Genomic DNA, 22452 nt, shown 5'->3' with positions numbered 1-22452 from the left:
CGGGCCACGCCGTTGGTGGGCCTGGCTCCTGGCGGGCTACGCCGGGGTCGGGCCGTCCGCGGCCAGCAGCTCGGTGAGGCGGCGGACGGCGAAGGGTATGAGGTCGCGGACCGGGACCAGCCGGCAGGACGCGGCCCCGACCGGCACCGCGCGGATGCCCGCCCGCTCCTCGAACTCCCGCCCCACCACCGGGAAGTGGGTGTCGTTGTCGTCCCCCACGTCCGGCGCCTCGATCCAGACCCGCTCGCCCTGGATCGCCATCGGGAAGCGGCGGAGCTTCAGCCGGCGGTTGGGCGCGAAGGTCTCGGCGTAGTGCAGGAAGGTGTTGCGGTTGTGCCCGACACCGACCAGCAGCACATGGCCGCCCAGGTCGTGCAGGGCGCCGAACGGCGACTCCCGCCCGACCGCGAAGCCGAGCGACCGGCGGGCGGTGACCTCCCGGGCGTGCGCCCCGACGGCGGCCACCGAAACCTGCGGATGGGTGCTGCGCAGGCTCTCCGGCAGGGCGCGCAGGGCCTCCGCCACCGCGCCCGTCCGGGAGGACAGGCCGGGATGGAACAGCGGGACGGCGGCCCGGAGTTCGGCGAGCTCGGGGCCCGGCGGGCCGCCCTGCCCGGGCGCCGGGTCGCGGACCGTGTCGGTGGTGAAGGTGGGCGCCGCGACGGTGCCGGCCGGCCCGACCGCCTCGCGCAGGCTGGCCACCACGGCCGCCGCGCCGCCCTCGACCCGGCCGAGGCTGGAGAGCGAGGAGTGCACGATCAGCGCCATGCCCGCACGGACGCCCACCCGGCGCCAGCCCTCCACGAGGTCGGCGGTGGTGAGCGGGGTGGTGCCCGGTGTGGTCATGGTGCCCCCTGATGGTGCGGGTGGTGGTGTTGGTGGCGCCGGTGGTGGTGCCGGGCCGGTGCGTTGGTGGTGCTGGATCGTTCGGGGCCGACCATAGCGGGTGGCACTGACAACGGGTCAGGAAGGGGGTGTGCCGGGTCAGTCCACGGCCGGGCTGCGCCGCTCCAGCAGGACGACGTCACGCCAGCGGCCGTCCAGCCGGCCGATCCGCTCCCGGGTGCCGACCACCCGGAAGCCGGCCCGGCGGTGGAGCGCGAGGCTCGCGGTGTTCTCGGGGAAGACACCGGCCTGCACCGTCCAGATCCCGGCGGCGTCGGTGGAGGCCACCAGGGCTTCGAGCAGGGCGTGTCCGACACCCAGGCCCCGCGCGGCCGGGTCGACGTAGACGGAGTGCTCGACCACGCCCGCGTAGGCGCGACGGCCCGAGACCGGGGAGACGGCGGCCCAGCCGAGGACGTGGTCGGGGGCGTCGGGGGTTTCGGGGACTCCGGGGGTTGCGGGGGTTCTGCGGGTTGCGGGGGTTGCGGGGCCGAGGGCCACCAGGCGGTGGTCCGGGAGCTTGGCGGCGTCGAAGGCCGCCCAGGTGGGGGCGGTGGTCTCGAAGGTGGCGTCGCCGGTGTCGATGCCGGCGCGGAAGATCGCCAGGACGGCCTCGGCGTGCTCGGGGCGCATGGCGGTGATGCGCGGGGAGAGGGGCCCGGTGGTCATCGGGCGTCCGCCTCGGCCAGGGCCAGGGCCTCCTGCTCGGCGGTGAAGCCGTGGCCGAGCGGCGGCTCGCCGCGGCCCCGGTCCCAGGCGAGCACGTCGGCGACGGTGACGGCGAGCGGCGTCGCCGGCAGGCCGGCGGTCCGGGCTCTGGCCGGGTCGCGCTGCTGGCCCGGCCAGAGCGGCTCGGCCCGGACCAGCGGGAAGAACGGCGGCGGCGCCGTCTCCGGCGGCACCGGGACGACCTCCACCTCGGTGCCCGCGACCTCCGCGCAGGTGGCGATCAGCCCGCCCAGGGTGGTCGGCTCGGCCGGGCCGACGGCGTGGAAGGCGCCCGGCCGGCCGTCCTCGACCAGCCGGAGCACCAGCCGGGCCAGGTCCCGCGCGTCGACCAGCTGGACCGGCTGCTCCGGGCGGCCGGGCAGGGCGGTCCGGCCGCCCCGCGCCGCCCGGCGCGCCCAGTACGTGAGCCCGCGTTGCCCGTCGTGCGGCCCGGCCACCTTTCCGGGCCGCACGATCGTCGCCCGGTCGCCGTAGCGGGCGGTGACGGCCTCCTCGCAGGCGACCTTGAGCCGGCCGTAGGTCTCCTCGGTGAGCTCCTCGGCCTCGCGCAGCGGGGCGCGGAGCGGGGCGGACTCGTCCGAGCCCGGGGCGAGCCCGTCCTGGGCGTAGACGGCGTGGCTGGAGACGAAGAGGTAGCGGCCGACCCGGTCGCCGAGGACGGCCGCGGCCCGGTCGACCTGGTGCGGGTGGTAGCCGCTGACGTCCACCACGGCGTCCCAGTGGCCCTCGCGCAGGGCGGTGAGGTCACCGGTGTCGCGGTCGCCGAGCAGGTGGCGGGCGTCGGGGAACAGGCCGGGGTTGGTCCGGCCGCGGTTGAACAGGGTGACCTCCGCGCCGCCGCGCAGGGCGTCGTCGGCGATCGCGCGGCCGACGAAGGAGGTACCGCCGAGGACGAGGATCCGCATGGGCTCCAGGGTAGGACCGGGCGGCGGGTCTTCTGGTGGGTCTTCGGCGGGTCGGTGGGCTCCGGTCAGTCGGTCCTACGTTGTTGATGGGTTGGACGGGCCAGTCGTATGGTCCTGAGGCCCAGAGACGCCGGGTATGGCTTTCAGTCGGTTGCCCTCGATGGTTCCGGTCACCTGGCCGCCCGGCGCCTCACGACGACTCGGCCGCTGATTAGGAGCTGCGAGCCCCTCGGGTGCATCGCTGAGTAGGACCACGCTGGCGAGGTCGTCCGGAGCACTGAGCACGAGCGAGCGACCGGAGGAACAGGTGGCCCAGATCTGGGCGGGCACGGACATCGGCAAGACCCACCACCACTGCGTGGTGCTGGACGCCGAGGGTAGACGGCTGCTGTCGCGCCGGGTGCTGAACGATGAGCCGGAGCTGATGGCCCTGCTCGCCGACGTCCTCGCCCTGGACGAGGACGTGGTCTGGGCAGTGGACGTCGCAGACGGCATGGCCGCCCTGTGGATCAACATCCTGCTCGGCCACGGCCAGCAGCTCGTCTACATACCCGGCCTGGCGGTCAACCGGGCCTCGGCCGGCTACCGGGGCACCGGCAAGACCGACGCCAAGGACGCGACCGTCATCGCCGACCAGGCCCGCATGCGCCGCGACCTCACGGTGCTGCGGCCGGACGACGAGCACGCCGTCGAACTGCGGATCCTCACCGGCCGGCGAGCCGACCTGAGCGCCGACCGCACCCGCCGGATCAACCGCCTGCGCGGCCAACTCACCGGCATCTTCCCCGCGTTGGAGCGATCCCTCGACCTGGACAACCTGGGGCCGCTGATCCTGCTGACCGGCTACCAGACGCCCGCCGCGCTGCGGCGCGCCGGCCGCACCCGGCTGACGACCTGGCTCCGCAACCGCAAGGTCCGCGGCGCCGAGGCCCTGGCCCAGACCGCCACGGAGGCCGCCGAGCGCCAGCACACCACCGTCCCCGGGGAGAAGATCGCCGCACAGGTGATCCACACCCTGGCCAAGGAGGTGATGGGCCTCAACGAGCAGATCGCCGAGATCGACAAGCTCATTGCGGCCCGGTTTCGCGAACACGACCTCGCCGAGGTGATCGCCAGCATGCCCGGCATCGGCCCGCTGCTGGGCGCGGAGTTCCTGGCCGCCACCGCCGGCGACATGAGCCGGTACGGCAGCCCGGACCGCCTGGCCAGCCTGGCCGGAGTCGCGCCGGTCCCGCGCGACTCCGGCCACGTCAGCGGCAACCTGCACCGGCCACGGCGCTACCACCGCGGCCTGCAACGCGTGTTCTACACCTCCGCGCTGATCAGCATCCGCAGCTGCGAGGCATCCCGCCGCTTCTACGAACGCAAGCGCGCCGAGGGCAAGCGCCACACCCAGGCCGTGCTCGCGCTGGCCCGCCGACGAGTGAATGTCCTGTGGGCCCTGATCCGTGACGGACGGTGCTACCAAGGCGACCTCCCAGTCACATCAGCGGCTTGACAACAGCATTAGGAGGTGAGCTTCGGGTAGTCGGTGAAGCCGGTCGCCGTCTGGCCGTAGAGGTGTGTCGGGTCGACGGGGGTGAGTGGGGCGTGGGCGGCGAACCGTTCCGGCAGGTCGGGGTTGGCGATGAAGGCGCGGCCGTAGGAGACCAGGTCGGCCAGCCCGGCGGCCAGTACCGCCTCGCCGCGCTCCCGGTCGGTGGGGGCGCGGTTCTCCCCGACGTTGGCGATCAGTGGGCCGGACCAGCGGGGGCGCAGGTCGGCCAGCGCCGGGTAGTCGTCGTTGTCGGTGAGGTGGAGGTAGGCCAGGCCGAGGCCGTCCAGCTCGGGGAGCAGCGCCCGGTAGACCGGCGCCGGGTCGGCCTCGTGCATGCCGAACTGCGGGTTGCCGGGGGAGAGTCGCAGGCCGAGCCGGTCCGGGCCGATCGCGTCCGCGACCGCCGTGACCAGCTCGATCGGGAAGCGCAGCCGGCCGGCGAGGGTGCCGGGGCCGTACTCGTCGGTGCGCAGGTTGGTGTTGTCGGCGAGGAACTGGTGGATCAGGTAGGAGTTGGCGCCGTGCAGTTCGACGGCGTCGAAGCCGGCGTCGAGTGCGTTGCGGGCGGCGTCGACGTGGTCGGCGATCGCCTGGCGGATCTCCTCGCGGGTCATCTCGCGCGGGGTGACGGCCGCCGCCTTGGCGCCGTCCTTGACGTGCACCGGGCCCGGCGCGGGGACGGCCGAGGGGCCGGCCGGCAGGTCGCCGAGCAGCCGGTTGAGCGGGTGGCCCTGACGGCCGCCGTGCATCAGCTGGGCGACGACGCGCCCGCCGGCCGCGTGCACGGCCTCGGTGACCGTGTGCCAGCCGGCCGTGTGCGCGGGCGTCTCCAGGCCGGGCAGCCGCCAGCCGGACTGGCCCCGGCTGCTGGGCCAGATGCCCTCGGTGACGATCAGGCCGGCGCTCGCGCGCTGGGCGTAGTACTCGGCGACGACGGGCAGCGGCGTACCGTCCTCGGCGGCCCGGTACCGCGTCATCGGGGCCATGACGACGCGGTTGGGGAGGTCGAGCGAGCCGAGGCGGTACGGGCTGAGCAGGGATTCCGTGGTGGTGGTCATGCCGGTACGGTAAAACTTGACACCGGTGTCAGGTTCAAGCCTCGGCGGCTGCTCCGGTGGCTGCCGTCGCGGCCGTGGCCGCCGTCTCCGTTCCGGCTGCCGCGCCGGCCTCGGTGAGGATCAACTCTTCCATGCCGTACAGGAATCGCTCCATCGCGGGGCGCGGGAGCACGGACGGGTCCGCCGTCATGGTGAGGCTCAGCGCCTCGGGGGACTGCAGGGCGTCCAGGGCGTAGGTCAGGCCGGGGCGCGGTTCGAACTCCACCGGCCAGCTGAGTGTGGTCCGGTCGTCGCCGGGGTCGGGGGTGGGGCCGTCGCCGGGGTCGGGGGCGGCCGGGACCAGCTCCCGGGTGTCGTTGAACACGCAGGAGCGGTCGGCGAGTTCGACCCCCTCGGCGGTCGCGGCCGCGATCTCGGCGGCCAGCGCGAGCTTGTCGTAGTAGGCGTGGCGGTAGGTGCCGATCGCGGCGGCGTGGGTGCGGCGCACCACCTCGCCGAACTCCGCGCCGGCGTCCGGGAGGTGGAACAGGCCGTCGCCGGCGACCACGCTCACCGCGTTGGTCAGCTCGGGCAGGAAGCGGTTGTTGACCACGACGTTCAGCACGGCCTCGGTCGTCCCGGCGAGCCGGGCGGTCATCGTGGCCGCTGCGGCGAGCAGGACGGAGGAAGTGCTCACCCGGTGAGCGCCGGCCACCCGCTCGACCGCCCGGGGCAGGGCGGGGGAGCGGAGCACGGCGTTCGGGAACGTGGCGGCCGGGGGTGGGGAGAGCGGGTCCTGGGCGGCCGGGTCCTGGGCGGTCGGTGGGAACAGTCGCGGCGGTCCGAGCCGCAGCTTGCGGACGAACTGCTTGCGGGCGCCCACGTCCCGGCGGACGCCGCGCTCGGAGGTCTGGAACTCGGCCTCCTCCAGCGGCTGTCGGCCGGGTTCGCGGAGCATTGCCAGCTCCTCCGGGGAGGTGCCGAGGCTGAGTGCGGTCAGGTCCGCGACCAGCCGGCTCATGCCGGAGCCGTCGACCGCGGTGTGGGAGAGCACCAGGCTGATGTGCCGGGCCAGTCCGTCCACTGTCACCACGCCGACCCGGATCGGCCACTGCTCGCCGGTGTCGAACGCGCGGGCCGCCAGTTCCGCGTGCAGTCGGGCGCCGAGCTCGCCCGGGTCGTCGGCCCCGGCGGCGTCCGCCAGTTCGACGGACAGGACCCCTTCCGGGTCGACGACCTGGCGCAGCCGCCCGTCCCCGTCCGGGAGCAGTCGGGTGTGCAGCGAGTCGTGCAGGTGCAGCAGCTGCTCCAGCGCGCCGAGCACGACGGGCAGCGGCAGTCCGGGGTCCAGCGGCGCCGCCGTGGTGATGTTGTAGCGCGGCGCGTCGGCCGGGGGCAGTCGGCGTACGGCGTCCCAGATGGCCTGTTGGCCCCAGGTGGCCGGTCCGGACCCGGACCGTCCGGACGAGAAGGCGATCTCCAGCAGTTGACGAGTGCTCACCGTGAGGCTCTCCGTAGGGCGGTGGTCATGACGTCGTGCCGGTGCGTTGGGAGCGCGGGGTGCTGCTGGGGAGAGTGTGGCGTACCGCCCGCCGCGCGTCGAGGGCCCGGCCCCCGGGGTGGTGGTTCGGGTGGGGGTTCCGTAGGTCTCTCGACATGAAGTATCTTGATGTCGAGATTGACGGTGATCACGCGACAGGGGCCTGCCATGCGGGGGAACGGACTGATGGCGCAGCTGCGGAAGCCGCCGGGCGGGCGCGACGCGCGGATCATGCTGATGGCGCAGTGCGTCGACCGGACCGGCACCGGGGTGTGGGCAGCCGCCTCGGTGCTCTACTTCACCTACGTGTGCGGGATGGACGCCGGACGGCTCGGACTGCTGCTCGGGGTGGGCGCGGTGGCCGGGATCGCCGGATCCCCGCTGGCCGGACGGGCGGCCGAGCGGGTGCCCGTGCGGTGGCTGCTGATCGGCTGCCACCTGCTGCGGATCGGGACCATGGGCCTGCTGCTGGTCGTCGACGACTTCGCGGCGCTGCTCCCGGTGGTCGCCCTGACCTGCCTGGCCGAGCGGGCCGCCAAGACCCTGGAGATGCTGTTCGCCACCCGGGTCGCGGGCGAGCGGCGCAGCACCTACCAGGCGCTGTTCCGCAGTGTGGCCAACGCCGGGTACGCGCTCGGAGCGGGCGTCTCGGCGATCGGCCTGGCCGTCGGCACCACGGCCGCCTACCGGACGCTGATCCTGGCCAACGCGCTCTCCTTCGTCCTGGCCGCGGCGCTGGTCTGGCGCACCCGGGAACCGGCCGGGCGCGGGCTGGTCACGGCGCCCGCCGGCCCCGGCGGGCAGCCCGCGGCCGGGCCGGACGCCGCACCCAGCCCCTGGCGGGACAAGGGCTACCTGCTGTTCGTCCTGCTGGACATGCCGCTGAACCTCGACGACTCGATCCTCAACGTGGGCCTGCCGCTCTGGCTCGTCCACCACACCGGCGCGCCGCACGCCGTCGTCCCGGTCTTCCTGGTCCTCAACACCGTGCTCGTGGTGCTGCTGCAACTGCGCGTCTCGACGCTCGCGGAGGGCCCGCGCGGAGCGGCCGCGGCCGTGCGCTGGTACGGGGCGACGCTGCTCGGCAGCTGCCTGCTGATCGTGCTCGCCACCGGCGCCGGGCCGTGGACGGCCTCGATCGCGCTGCTGGCCGCCGCGATGCTGGTCACCCTGGCCGAGCTGATGCGGTCGGTGAGCTCCTGGGAGCTGGCGGTCGTCCTGGCGCCGCCGGGCGCCCGGGCCTCCTACCTGGGGGTGGCCGGGATGTCCCAGTCGGTGCAGAAGTCGGCCGGCCCGCTGCTGCTCACCGGAGTGGTGATGGCGGCCGGCCCGGTGGGCTGGCTGGGACTCGGCGCGGCGACCGTCGGCCTCGGCGCGCTCCAGCGCCGGGCGAGCCTGCGCCGGCTGGCGGCGCTGGGGACGCCGGCGGTTCCGGCGGCCGGCCCGGTGGCCGAGCCGTCGAAGCGGGCGGGTGCGAACGCCGGCTGAGTGGGAGGGCGGCTGAGTGGGAGGGCGGCGCAGGGGTTTCCGGTCAGCGGGCGGCGGCCGTGACCGGGCGGGTCCGGAGCATCCAGGCCGCGGCCGGGGCGGCGCAGAGGACCGCCAGGAGGAGGGCCCCGGCGGTCACCAGCCCGACCGGGCGCCACGGCAGCGCCCAGGGCGCCGGTGCGCCGAGGACGGCCAACGCGGCGTGCACGGTGCCGAGTTGGGCGCCGGTCACGGCACAGCCGAGCAGCGCGCCGACCGTCACCACCAGCACCGCCTCGGCGGTCACCAGGCGGACCACCTGGGCCCGGGTGGCGCCCGCGAGCCGCAGCAGGGCGAGTTCGCGGCGGCGGTCGGCGGTGGTCGTGGCGAGGGTGTTGGCGAGCGCGATCCCGGTGTAGACGAGCGCCAGGCCGAGCACGAGGACGGTCCTGAGCCAGGCGATCCGGCCGTTGGAGGGCGCGGTCGCGGCGAGCCAGTCGGCCCGGGTGAGCACCGTCGCCCCGTACGGCCGGGCGGCGGCGCGGGCGTCGGCGAGGGCGGCCGTGTGGTCCGTGCCGGGGGTGAGGCGGAGCTCGATCCGGTCGACGCGGGCGCCCGGGGCGTTGGCGGCGGTGACGTACACGCCGTTGTCGCCGAGGCCGTCGCCGAGCACCGCGGCCACCCGCAGGGCCGTCCGGCTGCCGTCGGCGCGGACCACCGGCACCTGCTCGCCGACCGTACGGCCCCACTCGGCGGGCAGCACCAGGGAACCGTCGTCCAGGGCGGCGGGGTCGCCGGCGAGCAGGGGGAGGCGGGCGAGCGCGGTCAGGCCCGCCGGGTCGGCGGCGCGGGCCTCGGTACGGACCGTGACGCCGTCCGGTTCGGTCAGGGCCAGCCGGGTGGGTGCGGTCGCCGAGAGCGCCGCCAGGCCCGGGACGGCGCGCAGGGCCGCGGTCAGTCGGGCGTCGACCGGTTGGGGTGTTTCCGGCTGGGCCGCCGCCTGCTGGGTGTCGATCGGCCGGGCCGAGGGGGTGGCGGGGACGACGACCAGGTCCGCCGCCGTCCGCGAGCCGGCCTCGGCGGCGCGGGCGGCGCTCACCGTGCCCAGCGCGCCCGCCAGCGAACCGGTCAGCGCCACCGCCACCAGCACCGGCGCGGCCACCGCACCCGTACGGCGCAGCGCGGAGCCGGCGTTGGCCCGCACCAGCCGGCCCGCGTACCCGGCGAGCCGGGCGGGCAGCAGCCGGCCGAGCACCCGCACCAGCGGCGGCGCGAGCAGCGGTGACAGCAGGCCGCACGCGCAGATCAGCCACATCGGCTGGGTGGTGTACGTCTTGCGGTGCAGCAGGTCGGCGGGGTCGGTGGCGAGCGCGGTGCCGGCCAGGACGGCGGCGGTGAGCAGCAGCCCGAGACCGAGCAGGAGGCGGCCGCGGGTCAGCACCCCGGTGTCGAGGTCGGCCGCGCTCAGGGCGTCCAGCGGACCGACCCGGCCGGCCCGGCGGGCGGCCACCGCCACCCCGGCCACGGCGACCAGCAGCCCGGTCCAGAACGCGGCGTGCAGCGGCCAGGCGGAACCGCTCGGGGCGAATCCCGGCGGAGCCATGCCGACCCCGGCCAGCCACCGCACCAGCGCCGGCGCGCCCAGCCGGCCGAGTCCGCAGCCGACCGCCGAGGCGGCCGTGCCGAGCAGCAACGCCTCGGCGAGCACCGTCCGGCGCACCTGCGCGCGGGTGGCGCCGGCCAGCCGGAGCAGACCGAACTCGCGGCGGCGCCGGACGACGGCGTACGAGTACGTGGAGGCGACCACGAACGCCGAGACGAACGCGCTCACCCCGCCCGCCGTGCCCAGCGCGGCCACCAGAGAGACCAGATCCCCGCCGCCGGGCGGCGCGTCGACCGCGGCGGCGAGGCCGAGCAGCATCACGGCGGTCATCGCGACGCCGAGGGCCAGGGCGAGGAAGGCGCCGAGCAGGGAGGGCCAGCGCGTGGCCAGGGAGGAGAGGGCGATCCGCAGCATTCTCATGGCGTCCAGCGAACCGGCCGGGGGCGGCCGCAGTCAGCGGGCCAGGGTCTACTGCGGAGGGTAGGGAGGGCTCTACCGGCGTTGCCCGTAAGGGGCGGGCGGGGGCCGGACGGGCGTCTGACCGGGGCCTGCCAGGGGCGGCCTTGGGCCGAAGGTAGGCCAGGCCCTACCGACGGCGCGCCGGCCCGCTGCCTAGGGTGGGCGGGCAGCGGGCGGTTCGAGGACGGGGGCACGATGAGCGGGCGGACGGCGGTCTCGGCGGTCGCGGGGGACGGGGCGGACGTGGGGAGGGTCCGGTGGCCGGCGGCGCGGGTGGACTTCCTGCGCTCCGGCGCCCCCTGGCGGGCGGCCGGGTACCTGCTGGCCACCGGGCTGAGCGGCCTGCTGCTCTGTGCCGGCCTGCTGGTGTCGGGGGTGGTCGCCGGGGTCCTGGCGGTGGTGCTGGTCGGGCTGCCGCTGGCGGCGGCGCTCGCCCTGGCCGGGGTGCCGACCGCGGCCTGGGAGCGCCGGCTGGTCCGCTTCCTGGACGGCGGCCGCGTCCCGGACCCGCACCTCCTCCCCGAACGCCCTGGCCTGGAGGCCTGGTTGCGGCTGCGCTACCGCGAACAGGCGACCTGGCGGGAGCTGGGCTTCACCCTGCTCGCCGCATTCGTACTGTGGCCGATCGACCTGGCGGTGGTCGGCTGCGCCCTCACCGTGCCCGGCTACCTGATCGCCGCGCTGCCGCTGCTCCTGCTGGACGGCGAGCAGGTGAACGTGCTCAAGCTGGTCGAGGTGCACTCGCCCGCGCTCGCGGCCCTGCTCGGGCTGGCCGGGCTGCTGCTGCTCCCGCTGCTGGCCTACCCGCTGGCGGCGGTGGCCGCAGCACGGGCGGCGCTGGCCCGGCTGGTGCTGGCACCGGGCGCGCAGGAACAGCGGATCGGCGAACTGGTGCGCTCCCGCGCCCGGTTGGTGGACGCCTTCGAGGCGGAGCGGCGCCGGATCGAGCGCGATCTGCACGACGGCGCCCAACAGCGCCTGGTGGCCCTGGCGATGACGCTCGGCCTGGCCCGGCTGGACGCGCCGGCCGACGGCCCGCTGGCCGCCCGGCTGGCCGACGCCCAGCGCGAGGCGGGCGAAGTCCTGGCCGAACTACGGGAGTTGATCAACGGGATCCATCCGCAGGTGCTCACCGACCAGGGCCTGCCGGAGGCCTGCGCGGACGCCGCCGACCGCTCGCCGATCCCGGTCGCCACCCGCTTCGACCTGCCCGGCCGACTGCCCGCGCCGGTCGAGTCGGCCGGCTACTTCGCCGTCACCGAGGCGCTCGCGAACCTGGCCAGACACAGCGGCGCGAGCGCCGCGACGGTCGACGGCCGGTACGCCGACGGGCGGTTGACCGTCGAGGTGCTGGACGACGGCCACGGCGGCGCCGACCCGGCGCGCGGCACCGGACTGACCGGGCTGGCCGACCGGATCGCCGTCCTGGACGGCACCCTGACGGTCAGCAGTCCGCCCGGCGGACCGACCCTGGTGCGGGTGGAGATCCCCTGCGCCCCGATCGACGGAGGAGCAGCGCGACGATGAGTGGAGCGGTGGTGGACGGGCCGGTGACGGACGGGACGGTGGAGGGCGGAACGGGCGCGGCGGTGGGCCTGCGGGTGGTGGTCGCGGAGGACGGCGTGCTGCTGCGGGAGGGCCTGGTCGGCCTGTTCGCCCGGTTCGGGCACGAGGTGGTGGCGGCCGTCGGCGACGCCGAGGCACTGGTCGCCGCCGTCGAGGAGCACCGGCCGGACCTCGTCGTCACGGACGTCCGGATGCCGCCGGGCCAGACCGACGAGGGCTTGCGGGCCGCCCTCGCGCTGCGCGAGCGGCTCCCCGCGCTGCCGGTCCTGGTGCTCAGCCAGTACGTCCAACGTTCGTACGCGGCACGGCTATTGGACGCGGGGGACGGCCGAGGCGTCGGCTACCTGCTGAAGGACCGGATCGGGCAGATCGAGGAGTTCGTGGCGGCCGTCGCCGCGGTGGCCGCCGGCGGCACGGTGGTGGACCCGGAGGTGGTGCGGCAGCTGCTGCGCCGCCGCCGGGACCCGCTGGAGCGGCTCACCCCGCGGGAACGCGAGGTGCTGGCGCTGATGGCGGAAGGCCGGTCGAACGCGGCGATCTGCCGGGAGCTGGTGGTCTCGGAGGCGGCGGTGAGCAAGCACATCGGCAACATCCTGCTGAAGCTGGACCTGCCACCGGCCGAGGAGACCCACCGCCGGGTGTTGGCGGTCCTGGAGTTCCTCCGGGCCTGAGCGCCCGGTCCCGGCGCCCTGGGGTTCTGAGACGGGCCCCAGGCGGGCGGGGCTCAGAGCCGGTCGTAGACGGCGGACAGCCGGTGCAGGACCTCGGCGGCGCGGTCGAGCGCCTCGGCGTCGTAGTCGGCCAGGTCGGCGTGCAGGGCGTCGGTGAGCGCCTCCTGGCGCTGCCGGTGCCGTTCGCGCCCGGCGTCGGTGAGGGTGACCACGACGGAACGCTTGTCCTCGGGCGGCCGGGTGCGGGTGACGTACCCCGCCGCGACCAGGCCGTTGACCAGCTGGGTGGTGGCGGCTCCGGTGGTCTCGGTGCCCGCGGCGAGCCCGCTGATGGTCAGCGGCCCCTGGTCGGCCAGGGTGCGCAGGGCGCGGGCGTGGGTGAGGGAGAGGGCGCCGGGGGTGCGGGTGGCGCGGCCGCGCAGGCGGGCGTCGGCTGCGCTGAGGCGGTAGGCGGCGCGGGACAGGCGGTCCAACGCCTGGGCGCGGTCGGGGGTGGGCGGCTGCTCGGCCATGGTCGGCGCTCCTCGGTGGGGTGGCGGCGGGCGGTCGGGGCGGGCGGGTTGACAGCAGCCTAGTCTAAGTACTTAATGACTAAGTACTTATTCATTAAGTACTTAGCCAACTTCGGGGCGGCTCGACCCCGCCCCCGATCTCAGGAGGAGACCGTCATGACCGTCCGTTCGACCGGCCAGAGCTGGGCCCTGGACATCGCCCTCGCCCAGGGCGGCTTCGACGCGCTGCACCCCGAGGCCGTCGGAACCATGGAGCAGCTCGGCCACGACCACACCGACTTCGCGAAGGTGTTCGCCCTCGTCCGCAGCGGCGCGATGCTGCCCAAGGCGTGGGCGACCGTCGCCGGCCAGGCCGAGGAGCGCGCCGCCCACCACGAGCGCGGCGGCTTCGCGCAGACCGCCGCCGACCTCTACCTGCGGGCCGCGGTGATGTGGGGCCGGGCCCAGTACTCGATCTTCGACGCCGCCGACCCGCGCAAGGCGGCCATGCGCGCGCACGCCGACCACTGCGTGGCCCGCCTCGGCGCCCTGCGCGACGGGCGGGTGCGCAGGGTGGAGCTGGACTTCGAGGGCGGGCGGATCCACGCCCTGCTGCACCTGCCCGCCGGACCCGTCCGGAACGCGCCGGCCGTCATCCTCGGCCCCGGGATGGACATGATCAAGGAGGACTACATCTGGGCCGCCGAGCGGTACTACACCTCCCGCGGGATGGTCGCGCTCTCCGTCGAAGGCCCCGGCCAGGGCGAGACCCGGGCCGGCGGACTCACCGTCGACCTCACCAACTACGAGCGGGCGATCGGCCGTTACCTCGACCACCTGGCCGCGCTGCCGGAGGTCGACGCCGACCGGATCGGCATGTTCGGCATCTCGATGAGCGGCTACTGGGGCTCCCGGGCGGCCGCCACCGACGGACGGCTGGCCGCCCTTGCCGCCTTCGAGGCCGTCACCGGCGACTTCGCGACCATCTTCGAGCGTGCCCAGCCGACCTTCAAGAACAACTACATGTACATGGCCGGGTACACCGACGAGGCGGCCTTCGACCGCGACCTCGCCCACCGGATGCCGCTCGGCGACCTGGTGGCCGACATCACCTGCCCGGTCCTGTACGGCATCGGCGAGTTCGACGAGCTCACCGACCTCGGCCAGGCCCTGGAGAGCTTCGAGCGGATCCGGGCGCCGAAGGAACTGCGGGTCTACGAGGACGAGTTCCACCCGCTCGGCGGCGTGGCCGCCGAGGCGTTCCGGTTCGGCGCCGAGTGGCTGGAGCGGGCCCTGAACGGTGAACTCGCCGAGCCGGGCCGCGATGTCCGCCACTACGTCCACCGCGACGGCCGCACCACCGACGGCACCGCCGACCCCGCCTGGTGGCTCGGCGCCACCCCCGCCCGCCTGGCGGCGGTCCGGGCGTAGGGCGCGTCTTGCGGATCTTTGCCGGGTCCGCGACGACAAGATCCGCAGGACGCGCCCCAGGCGCGGGACTGAGCCCGCGGGAACGGCGCCCGGCGCGCGGGCGGGGCCGTCCCGCGCGCCGGGCTGCCGCCCCTGGGGCGTGTCCTGGCGGCTCAGGAGCGGGTGGCGGTGACGAGGTGGTAGTCGAGGAGGCGGTCGCGCCAGGCGGGGAGGAAGTTGCGGGTCCAGTGGCCGGGTGGGACGGTGTCGACGAGGTAGCGGTCGAGGCCGGGCCAGACGTCGGGGCCGATCGACTCGGTGCGGAGGTCGGTGAAGCCGGCGTCGGCGAGGTCGGCGGTGAAGCCGGCGAGGGGGTGCGGGACGTCGAGGCCGTCGGCGAAGCTGGCGAGGAGGATCTTCAGGCGTTCGGCGACCTCGGGGCCCTCGGCGGTGAAGAAGGTGGTGACGGCGAGGCGGCCGCCGGGGCGCAGGACGCGGGCGGCCTCGTGGGCGAAGCCGGTGAGCTCGCGGAAGTGCTGGGCGGCTTCCACGGAGTAGACGCCGTCCAGGGTGGCGGCGGCGAAGGGGAGTTGGTCGGCCGAGCCGATGGTGTAGGCGAGCCGGTCGGGGTAGGTGGCCAGCGCCTTGGCGTTGACGGCGCGGGCGCGTTCGACCTGGTCGGGGTGGATGTCGACCCCGGTGACGGCGGCGAAGCGGAACTCCCGGAGCGCGAGGGCGGCGCCGAGGCCGCGGCCGCTGCCGACCTCGGCCAGCCGGAGCCGCTCGGGTGGTTCGGGGAAGGTCCGCAGGACGCGGCGGTACAGCTGCTCCTGGCTGTGGATCCGGTCCTCGGGGGTGAGTGAGGTGAGGTCGATGCCGTGCCAGTCGCCGAAGTTGATGAAACCTCCGGCGAAGCTGGCCGCTTTGGAGAGATCGCCCGCGCCGTAAGTCTGGCGCACGGTCGGGGGGATGCGGTTGTGGTCCATGGGCCGCTGGGTCTCCTGCTCGGTGGGCGCCCGGCCGTCGGGCGCGCCGAGGTACGTACCCAAACCGGTGGTCGTCCGAACACGGTACGTGATGGGCCGGTGTGCTCGGTGGGAAAAGGGCGCGGCGGTGTTCCGAGGGGGCTCGGAACACCGCCGCGCGACCGGGGGCGGCTACCGGCGCGGCGGGCCTGCGGCCCAGCGGCCCTGGGGGCTACCGGGTGAGGGCGGCGGGCACGTCGAGCCGGGTCAGCTTCTGCGGGTTGCGGACGATGTAGACCCGGGTGACCAGGCCGTCCGCCACCGCGAGGCTGATCACCGACAGCTCGCCGCCGAGGTCGATCCGGCCGGCCGGCGCACCGTTCAGCCACAGCGTCCCGGTGTCGAACGCGACCGGCGCGCGCTGGGCGCGGGCGAGCAGCGCCGCCACCGCGTCGGCGCCGTGCAGCGGGGCGAGCAGGGCCGCCGCGATCCCGCCGCCGTCGGCGATCAGGACCACGTCCGGTGCCAGGACCTCCATCAGGTCCTGCAGGCGCCCGGTGCGCAGGGTCGCGAGGAAGCGTTCCACCACCCGCTCCTGCTCGGAGCGGGTCACCCGGACCCGGGGCCGGCGGGCCGCCACGTGCCCGCGGGCACGCCGGGCGACCTGCCGCACCGCGGCCGAGGTCTTGCCGAGGGCCTCGGCGATCTCCTCGTACGGCAGCTCGAAGACCTCGCGCAGCACGAAGACGGCCCGTTCGGTCGGCCCGAGGGTCTCCAGCACGGTGAGCATCGCGAACGAGACGCTCTCCGCGAGCTCGACGTCCTCGGCGACGTCGGGGCTGGTGAGCAGCGGCTCGGGCAGCCACTCGCCGACGTACTGTTCGCGCCGGCGGGACAGCGTCCGCAGGCGGTTGAGCGACTGGCGGGTGACGATCCGGATGAGGTAGGCCCGCGCGTCCCGGACCCGTGCCGGGTCGACGTCGGCCCACCGCAGCCAGGACTCCTGCAGCACGTCCTCGGCGTCGGCGGCCGAGCCGAGCAGCTCGTAGGCGACGGTGAAGAGCAGACTGCGATGGGTGACGAAGGGGTCGGTGCCCGTCTCGGTGCCCGTCTCGGCGGCCGGGGCGGTCGTCATGCCGGCCGCACCCCGGTGGCGGGGCGCGCGGCCAGCGGGATCTCGCAGGACTCGGAGAACCCCTGGGAGGAGACGCCGTTGGCGATGTTGTTCCGGGCGGCCATGTTGACGAAGGCGACGTAGGCGGTGAGTTCGACCATCGCCGCCGCTCCGAGGACGTCGAGCAGGTCCCCGTACTGCTCGTCGGTGACGGTCGGCGGCGTGACGGACACGGCCTCGGCGTACGCCATCACGTCCCGCTCCAGCGGCGTGAACAGCTCCGAGGCGCGCCAGTTCGGCACCTGGCTGGCCTTGGCGAGGTCCAGGCCCTTGTGCTGGGCCTGGAAGTAGTTGATGTCCAGGCACCAGCTGCAGCCGACCAGTGCGGCCACGGCCATGTGGGCGTAGGACTTGAGGCTGTCGTCGAGCGCGTCCCAGGCGGCGATCCGGCCGGCGAACTCCGTGTTCGCGGTGGCGACCCCGGGGTTGTGCCAGATCACCTCGGTGGGCTCGAAGACGGCGCCGAACGCCGCGATCATGGACTCGCTGAGCTCGGCGGGCAGCTGGGCCTTGGGCAGGCGGAGTGCCATGGGGGTCCTCCTCGTGTGGTGGTCGGTTCGGACATGAAGACACCGGAGGGCGGGCGGGTGTGACAGCCGGGAGGAAGACCGGGGAGGAAGTCCGGGAGAAAAATCACCGCCGGGCGGGGCGGCCGGTTCGCTACAGTCCGCGAGGATCCCGAGACCTGACGAGATCCGATGCAGGCCGGCGAGATCTGCTGACGAGACCTGACGAGACCGTGACGAACACCCCGAGGAGAGCGATGAACACCCCCGACGAACGCCCCGCCCCGCCGCTGACCGGCGGCGAGCGCGAGATGCTGCGCGGCTTCCTGGACTTCCACCGGGCGACCCTCGCGATGAAGTGCGAGGGCCTGAGCGACGAGCAGCTGCGGCAGCGTTCCAGCCCGCCGTCCACCCTGTCCCTGCTCGGGCTGGTCCGGCACATGGCGGAGGTGGAGCGGACCTGGTTCCGCCGGGTGATCGACGGGGAGTCCGTCCCGCTGGTCTGGTCCGCCGAGGGCGACTACCAGGTGGCGTACGACGACGCCGGCAGCACCCGGGCCGAGGCCTTCGCCGCCTGGCAGACCGAGGTCGAGCACTCCCGCCGCATCGAGCTCGCCGCCGAGAGCCTCGACGTCACCGGCTACCAGGCCCGCTGGGAGGCCGACGTGTCCCTGCGGCTGGTGATGCTGCACCTGATCCACGAGTACGCCCGCCACAACGGGCACGCCGACTTCCTGCGCGAGGCGATCGACGGCGTGGTGGGGGCCTGACCCGACGGGCTACCAGCCGAGGAGGTGGGTGCGGCGGGTGAGCGCGGTGAGGACGGTCTTGGCGGTGGTCTCGACGGTGAGGCCGCTGGTGTCGAGCGTGTGGGAGGCGTCCGAAGCGGCCGGGTCGGCCTGGAGGACGACGTAGTGGAGCGCGGCGCCGGTGGCGCGGCTCTCGCGGCGGAAGGTGTCGAGCGCGGCCGGCACGGCCGGGGACTCCACGACGACCTGGTAGCCGCGGGTGGCGTAGGCGAAGGCGGCCTGGGCGGCGGCGGCCAGCGCGGTGGCGTTCTGGCGGCCGGCCTCCGGCAGGTGGGGCGGGAGCTGGCCGCTGCGGATGACCCGCAGGAAGTCGTCCGTCCGCAGGTGGACGCTCGGGTTCAGCTCCCGGGCGAGCAGCTCCGCGACCGGGCTGTTCCCGGCCCCGGAAGGGTCGACGAGGACGAGGACGCCCCCGGCGCCCCGGCCGCCCCCGAGCTCCGGCCCACCTACGGTCGTACGGTTCACAGCTGCGGATCCCTTCGCGGGCCGGGGACGGTGGGGTAGCCGGGGCGAGACGGTCGGAGTGCGAAGGGGCTGGTCGGCACAGATCCGGACAGCCGACCGCCTCGTCCCTACGACTGATGCGCTTCGGGGATCAACCTAGTCCAAACGGGTGCCCCGAGTCGTCCCCCACCCGGTGCGCGGACGGGTCGCCGGAACCGGCCGGTGACCTCGCGGTGAGCGTTCGGTGACCGGCCGGTGGCCGCGGGCGGGGCCGGTTCAGTGCTCCTCGGTGCGCAGGACGATCGGATTGGTCAGTGCCGCCATCGGCCCCCAGGGCAGGTCCGGGCCCATCGCGTTGCCCTTGCCCGGGGTGCCGTCCGGCTTCGGGTGGCGGACCTCGGCCCGGACGTACGCGGCGAGCGAGGCGGTGGTGCGCCACACCACCGTGCCGGAGCCGCCGGCGGGCAGGGACTCCTGGTGCATCTGCCCCTCGTCGGTGATCAGCCGGACGGTGCCGCCGGGCACCCCGGAGACGTCGAGCCGGACGTCCAGCGGCGCGTCGGCGGGGACGGTCAGCTCCTCGCCGATGCCCGCCTGCCGACCGTGCCCGGTGACGGTGAACTCCAGCCGGACTGCGCTGGACTCGGCGAGCCAGCTGCGCCCGTCGCGCAGCCCGTCGAGGACCGCGTCCCGGGTGAGGTCCTCGGCCAGCACCACGTTGTGCGGGGAGCCGATCACCTGCGGCTCGCTGTGCGCGTCGCTGTTGCCCATGGCGGGCAGCCAGGAGCGGCCCTCGCGCAGGGCGACGGCGAGCCGGCCGTCCCAGGTGTCGACGGCGGACTCGTCGTCGTACGTCCAGGGGCCGTTCCACACCTCGACCGCGTCGGCCTGGTCGTAGCCGAACTTCCACTGGCAGGCGACGTACGGGCAGTACGGGTGCGCGGGCACCACCAGGCCGCCGGAGCGGTGGACCTGGCGGACGAAGCGCGGGAACTCCTCGTCGCGCGAGCGGTAGCGCCAGTCGACGAACTGGCCGCCCTCCAGGCCGAGGGCGAGCCAGTGGCCGTTGCGGGTGGTGATCTCCTCGCCCGGGACGATCAGCAGGTCCGGGCCGGCCAGCGGGCCCCAGACGGCGTGCGAGGAGCTGGTGTTGTGGTCGGTGGAGACGATGAAGTCGAGGCCGGCCGCGCGGGCGCCGGCCGCGACCTCCTCGGGCCGGCGCCGCCCGTCGGAGTGCACGGTGTGCAGGTGGCAGTCGCCCCGGTACCAGGCCCGGCCGCGGCCGCGGGCCCGCTCCGCCGGGTAGTGCGGGGTGAACTGCGGCCCGGGCGCGCCGAACCGCAGGGTGACCTCGACGTGGTAGTCCAGGCCCTGCGGGGCGATCTGGTACGGGCCCAGCACGATGTGCCAGGTGCCGGGGTCGACCGGGCCGGGGAGGTAGCCGGGGGTCGCGGCCGAGCGGGAGAGGCTGAACTCGGTGCGGAAGCCGCCGGACCAGCCGCGGAAGCCGGGCCCGCCGAGGTCGGTGCCGCGCTCGTCGAAGATGCCGATGTCGCAGGAGTTGCCGGGGGTGCCGGCCGGGACCGGGGGCTTGTCGTAGCCGTAGGAGACGGCGATCTCGCGGACGCCCTCGGGGACTTCGACCGGGAGGTAGACGAAGTCGGCGGTGCCGGTGGGGAGATGGCCGGTGAGGGTGAGGGTGCGGTCGGGGTCCGTGGCGGGGGCGGCGACGGCCTCACCGGCGCCGGCGGCTCCGGCGGCGAGGCCGAGGGCGGTGACGGCGCCGGTGGCCAGGCCGGTGCGGAGCAGGTCGCGGCGGGCGGGGCGCGGGGAGGCGGGGCTCGGGGTGTCGGAGTGTGGGGTCGCCGGGTGCGGGGTGGTGGGCTCGGTCGGCATCGAGGTCTCCGGTTCGGGGGCGGGCGGGTCGCTCGCGTGCCTACCCGGGGGAGTGAACCCGGGGTGATTCGGGGCCCACGGGGGTGGGGCGGGTCGGTGAAGAGGGGCCGAGCGGGGGCGGGGGCGAGTTGCGGGGAGTGACGAATGGTCGGTTCATAGTCATGTAATCAGTTGATTCGAGTGCAGATGGGTTGGAGGCGGGCGTGGCGGTGAGTCGGCGGGCGCTGCTCGTGGTACTGGCCGGGGGCGTACTGGCGGGATGCCGGACCGAGGCGGCGTCGACGTCGCTCGCCGGGTCGGCCTCGTCGTCGGGCTCGTCGCCGCTCTCCGCGGCGGCGACGCCGTCCGGCATATCCGGGGCGGCCGCCGCGCCGACCGCGACCGGGACGCCCAGTGCCGCTCCCTCACCCGCTCCGACCCCGGCCCCGACCGCGGCACCGGCGAAGGCGAAGGAGCCGACGCGGGCGGAGGTGGTCGAACGGTACGCCGCCGAGGCCCCGGCCGACTGGGGGCTGGAGGTCGCCGGGGTGATCACCGAGCTGCCCGAGGGCGAACGCGCGACGGCGCTCACCTTCGACGCCTGCGGGGGCCCCGGCGGCAACGGCTACGACGCCCCGCTGATCGACTTCCTGCGGGCGCACGCCGTCCCGGCCACGCTCTTCCTGAACGCCCGGTGGATCGACGCCAACCCGGACGAGTTCGAGCAGCTCGCCGCCGACCCGCTGTTCGAGATCGGCAACCACGGCACCGTCCACCGCCCGCTCTCGGTCACCGGCCGCGCCGCCTACGGCATCGCCGGCACCCGCGACGTCGGCGAGGTCTACGACGAGGTGGCCGGCAACGCGCGGAAGCTCACCGAGCTGCTCGGGCACCCGCCCCGGTTCTTCCGCTCCGGCACCGCGCACTACGACGACGTCGCCACCCGGGTGGTCGCCGACCTGGGCGAACGGGTGGCGGGCTTCAGCGTCAACGGGGACGGCGGCGCCACGCTCGGCGCCTCCGAGGTGCGGCGGGAGGTCGGCTCGGCGGCGCCGGGCGCGATCGTCATCGGCCACCTGAACCACCCCGGCGGCGGCACCGCCGCCGGCGTGGCCGCGGCGGTGCCGGGGATGCTGGCGGCGGGGCGGCGCTTCGTCCGGCTCTCGGACGTGCTGTAGCCCCTGCCCCGTGGGGCAGTGGGCAGGGGCAGGGCCGGGCGCGCTCAGGCGAGCCGGAGGCCGCCCGGGTGCTCCTCCTCGATGATCCGCACCAGCCAGTCGAAGACCGTCGGCCCCTTGCCCGCCCGGGCGGCGGCCAGCTCGGCGGCGACCCGCTCCCGGTTGGTGGGGTGGCAGCGGCCCAGTCGCAGCTCCAGCTGGCGGACCGTCTCCGGGTAGCCGAGGGCGCGGCGGGACGCCTCGTGGTCGCGCCACTCGATGACCCAGTCCCCGTCGTCGGGCGTGCCGTAGCCGCCGCGCAGGCAGTCGGCGAAGGCGTCGAGGTTGCGTCCGAAGTAGCCGTCGGCGCCGATCTCCCGCCCGACGACGTCCCAGAACTCCTCCAGGGAGCCGACCCTGCTGCCGTCGATCACGTAAGTCACCGTCACGGGGTCGAGGATATGCCCGTCAGGTGAACGGCCGGAGGCGGCGCCGGTGGGCGCGGGAGCGGCCGCAGCAGCCACGTCGGCTACGGCGCCACGGCGATCGCGGTGGCGAGCAGCCCGTCCCGGACAGTCCAGCGGCCCTCGAAGCCGTCGAGCCGGCGCCCGCCGACCACCGGGCCGGGGACCAGCAGGCGGGCGGTGAAGGTGCCGTCCGGGGAGAGGTCCAGCTCGGCCTCGCTGAACTCCAGGAACAGCCCGGTCAGCGGGAACCACGCCTTGTACACCGACTCCTTGGCGCTGAACAGCATGCGGTCCCACGGGGTGTCCGGGTGCTCGCCGGCCAGGTCGGCGAGCCGCTTCCGCTCGACGGGCAGCGCGACGACGTCCAGGACGCCCTCCGGCAGCGGCAGCGCCGGCTCGGCGTCGATGCCGACGGAGGCGAGGGTGCCGGCCCGGGCCACGGCGGCGGCGCGGAAGCCGTCGCAGTGGGTGAGGCTGCCCACCACGCCGTCCGGCCAGCTCGGCGCGCCGCGCAGGCCCGGCACGAGCGGGCGGTAGGGCACGCCGAGCCGGGCCAGGGCGGCCCGGGCGCAGTGGCGGACGGTGGTGAACTCGCGGCGCCGCTTGTCGACGGCCCGGGCCAGCACCGCCTCCTCGGCCGGCTCCAGCCGGGCCTCCGGCGGGTCGTCGTACGCCACCTCGGTCGCCACGACGTCCGGCAGCAGCTCCCCGATCACCCGTTCCCCCTTCGGTCGGTCGCGCGGCCGTCGCCGCGC

21 protein-coding genes are annotated in these 22452 nt (G+C 75.2%); 7 read left to right on the top strand and 14 right to left on the bottom strand.

All coding sequences use genetic code 11. The annotated features are described in order from the left end of the window. Positions 1 to 36 precede the first annotated feature (36 nt). The 3 genes from ACYP53_RS25880 to ACYP53_RS25870 all read right to left on the bottom strand — a co-directional run bounded on the left by ACYP53_RS25880 (position 37) and on the right by ACYP53_RS25870 (position 2519). Positions 37 to 846: an AAC(3) family N-acetyltransferase gene (locus ACYP53_RS25880; RefSeq protein WP_459649158.1), complete on the bottom strand. Its 810-nt coding sequence runs from the start codon at positions 844 to 846 to the stop codon at positions 37 to 39. A gap of 138 nt (positions 847 to 984) precedes the next feature. Continuing rightward, positions 985 to 1554 carry an N-acetyltransferase family protein gene (locus ACYP53_RS25875; protein ID WP_459649157.1) on the bottom strand — a complete coding sequence of 190 codons (570 nt, stop codon included), beginning with the start codon at positions 1552 to 1554 and terminating at the stop codon, positions 985 to 987. After that, positions 1551 to 2519 (bottom strand): NAD-dependent epimerase/dehydratase family protein, encoded by a 969-nt coding sequence (locus ACYP53_RS25870; protein ID WP_459649156.1) that lies wholly within the window; start codon positions 2517 to 2519, stop codon positions 1551 to 1553. The genes ACYP53_RS25875 and ACYP53_RS25870 overlap by 4 nt, the downstream gene beginning before the upstream one ends. 307 nt (positions 2520 to 2826) lie before the next feature. On the opposite strand from ACYP53_RS25870, the gene ACYP53_RS25865 reads away from it, so the two are divergent. After that, positions 2827 to 4017, top strand: coding sequence for an IS110 family RNA-guided transposase (locus ACYP53_RS25865; protein WP_387959312.1), 1191 nt, complete (start codon positions 2827 to 2829; stop codon positions 4015 to 4017). An 8-nt stretch (positions 4018 to 4025) separates the two neighbouring features. Here ACYP53_RS25865 and ACYP53_RS25860 read toward each other — a convergent pair whose 3' ends face one another. Continuing rightward, a complete protein-coding gene (locus ACYP53_RS25860; protein WP_459649155.1) occupies positions 4026 to 5114 on the bottom strand; it encodes an alkene reductase in 1089 nt (362 codons plus the stop codon). A gap of 34 nt (positions 5115 to 5148) precedes the next feature. Next, positions 5149 to 6594, bottom strand: coding sequence for a condensation domain-containing protein (locus tag ACYP53_RS25855; RefSeq protein WP_459649154.1), 1446 nt, complete (start codon positions 6592 to 6594; stop codon positions 5149 to 5151). 225 nt (positions 6595 to 6819) lie between these two features. Here ACYP53_RS25855 and ACYP53_RS25850 point away from each other — a divergent pair, with 225 nt between their 5' ends. Next, positions 6820 to 8121 carry an MFS transporter gene (locus tag ACYP53_RS25850; protein ID WP_459649153.1) on the top strand — a complete coding sequence of 434 codons (1302 nt, stop codon included), beginning with the start codon at positions 6820 to 6822 and terminating at the stop codon, positions 8119 to 8121. Positions 8122 to 8164: 43 nt separating this feature from the next. Here ACYP53_RS25850 and ACYP53_RS25845 read toward each other — a convergent pair whose 3' ends face one another. After that, on the bottom strand, positions 8165 to 10123 hold the full coding sequence (locus tag ACYP53_RS25845) for an ABC transporter permease (protein WP_459649152.1): 1959 nt from the start codon (positions 10121 to 10123) through the stop codon (positions 8165 to 8167). A 234-nt stretch (positions 10124 to 10357) separates the two neighbouring features. Here ACYP53_RS25845 and ACYP53_RS25840 point away from each other — a divergent pair, with 234 nt between their 5' ends. Then, positions 10358 to 11689, top strand: coding sequence for a sensor histidine kinase (locus ACYP53_RS25840; protein ID WP_459649151.1), 1332 nt, complete (start codon positions 10358 to 10360; stop codon positions 11687 to 11689). A gap of 77 nt (positions 11690 to 11766) precedes the next feature. After that, a complete protein-coding gene (locus ACYP53_RS25835) occupies positions 11767 to 12399 on the top strand; it encodes a response regulator transcription factor (RefSeq protein WP_308437607.1) in 633 nt (210 codons plus the stop codon). Between the two features lie 53 nt (positions 12400 to 12452). Here ACYP53_RS25835 and ACYP53_RS25830 read toward each other — a convergent pair whose 3' ends face one another. After that, on the bottom strand, positions 12453 to 12911 hold the full coding sequence (locus ACYP53_RS25830; protein WP_189921345.1) for a MarR family winged helix-turn-helix transcriptional regulator: 459 nt from the start codon (positions 12909 to 12911) through the stop codon (positions 12453 to 12455). Between the two features lie 156 nt (positions 12912 to 13067). Here ACYP53_RS25830 and ACYP53_RS25825 point away from each other — a divergent pair, with 156 nt between their 5' ends. After that, the gene (locus ACYP53_RS25825; RefSeq protein WP_189921343.1) at positions 13068 to 14321 is read left to right on the top strand and encodes an alpha/beta hydrolase; all 1254 of its coding nucleotides are present in this window, start codon (positions 13068 to 13070) and stop codon (positions 14319 to 14321) included. Positions 14322 to 14473: 152 nt separating this feature from the next. Here ACYP53_RS25825 and ACYP53_RS25820 read toward each other — a convergent pair whose 3' ends face one another. From ACYP53_RS25820 to ACYP53_RS25810, 3 genes are all read right to left on the bottom strand, one after another. After that, a complete protein-coding gene (locus tag ACYP53_RS25820; protein WP_229928946.1) occupies positions 14474 to 15349 on the bottom strand; it encodes a class I SAM-dependent methyltransferase in 876 nt (291 codons plus the stop codon). A 148-nt stretch (positions 15350 to 15497) separates the two neighbouring features. Next, positions 15498 to 16400 (bottom strand): RNA polymerase sigma-70 factor, encoded by a 903-nt coding sequence (locus ACYP53_RS25815; RefSeq protein ID WP_459649150.1) that lies wholly within the window; start codon positions 16398 to 16400, stop codon positions 15498 to 15500. Beyond that, positions 16397 to 16969: a carboxymuconolactone decarboxylase family protein gene (locus ACYP53_RS25810; protein WP_189921339.1), complete on the bottom strand. Its 573-nt coding sequence runs from the start codon at positions 16967 to 16969 to the stop codon at positions 16397 to 16399. The genes ACYP53_RS25815 and ACYP53_RS25810 overlap by 4 nt, the downstream gene beginning before the upstream one ends. A gap of 233 nt (positions 16970 to 17202) precedes the next feature. On the opposite strand from ACYP53_RS25810, the gene ACYP53_RS25805 reads away from it, so the two are divergent. Continuing rightward, positions 17203 to 17715 carry a DinB family protein gene (locus ACYP53_RS25805; RefSeq protein WP_459649149.1) on the top strand — a complete coding sequence of 171 codons (513 nt, stop codon included), beginning with the start codon at positions 17203 to 17205 and terminating at the stop codon, positions 17713 to 17715. Between the two features lie 9 nt (positions 17716 to 17724). Here the strand turns inward: ACYP53_RS25805 and ACYP53_RS25800 are convergent, their stop codons facing one another. Together ACYP53_RS25800 and ACYP53_RS25795 are read right to left on the bottom strand one after the other, a co-directional pair. Then, a complete protein-coding gene (locus tag ACYP53_RS25800; protein WP_189921335.1) occupies positions 17725 to 18219 on the bottom strand; it encodes a P-loop nucleotide/nucleoside kinase family protein in 495 nt (164 codons plus the stop codon). 255 nt (positions 18220 to 18474) lie between these two features. Further along, the gene (locus tag ACYP53_RS25795; protein ID WP_459649148.1) at positions 18475 to 20094 is read right to left on the bottom strand and encodes a CehA/McbA family metallohydrolase; all 1620 of its coding nucleotides are present in this window, start codon (positions 20092 to 20094) and stop codon (positions 18475 to 18477) included. Between the two features lie 203 nt (positions 20095 to 20297). Between ACYP53_RS25795 and ACYP53_RS25790 the strand changes: the two genes are divergently transcribed. Next, positions 20298 to 21251, top strand: coding sequence for a polysaccharide deacetylase family protein (locus ACYP53_RS25790; RefSeq protein WP_189921331.1), 954 nt, complete (start codon positions 20298 to 20300; stop codon positions 21249 to 21251). Between the two features lie 44 nt (positions 21252 to 21295). Here the strand turns inward: ACYP53_RS25790 and ACYP53_RS25785 are convergent, their stop codons facing one another. Next, the gene (locus tag ACYP53_RS25785; RefSeq protein ID WP_189921329.1) at positions 21296 to 21679 is read right to left on the bottom strand and encodes a barstar family protein; all 384 of its coding nucleotides are present in this window, start codon (positions 21677 to 21679) and stop codon (positions 21296 to 21298) included. Positions 21680 to 21759: 80 nt separating this feature from the next. After that, entirely contained in the window at positions 21760 to 22413 is a 654-nt protein-coding gene (locus ACYP53_RS25780) for a 4'-phosphopantetheinyl transferase family protein (RefSeq protein WP_189921326.1), read from the bottom strand. Positions 22414 to 22452 lie beyond the last annotated feature (39 nt).

Source organism: Kitasatospora sp. Ki12 (genome assembly GCF_054601375.1).
The sequence above is the reverse complement of the archived record's forward strand: the minus strand, read 5'-3'. Positions and strand labels throughout refer to the sequence as shown.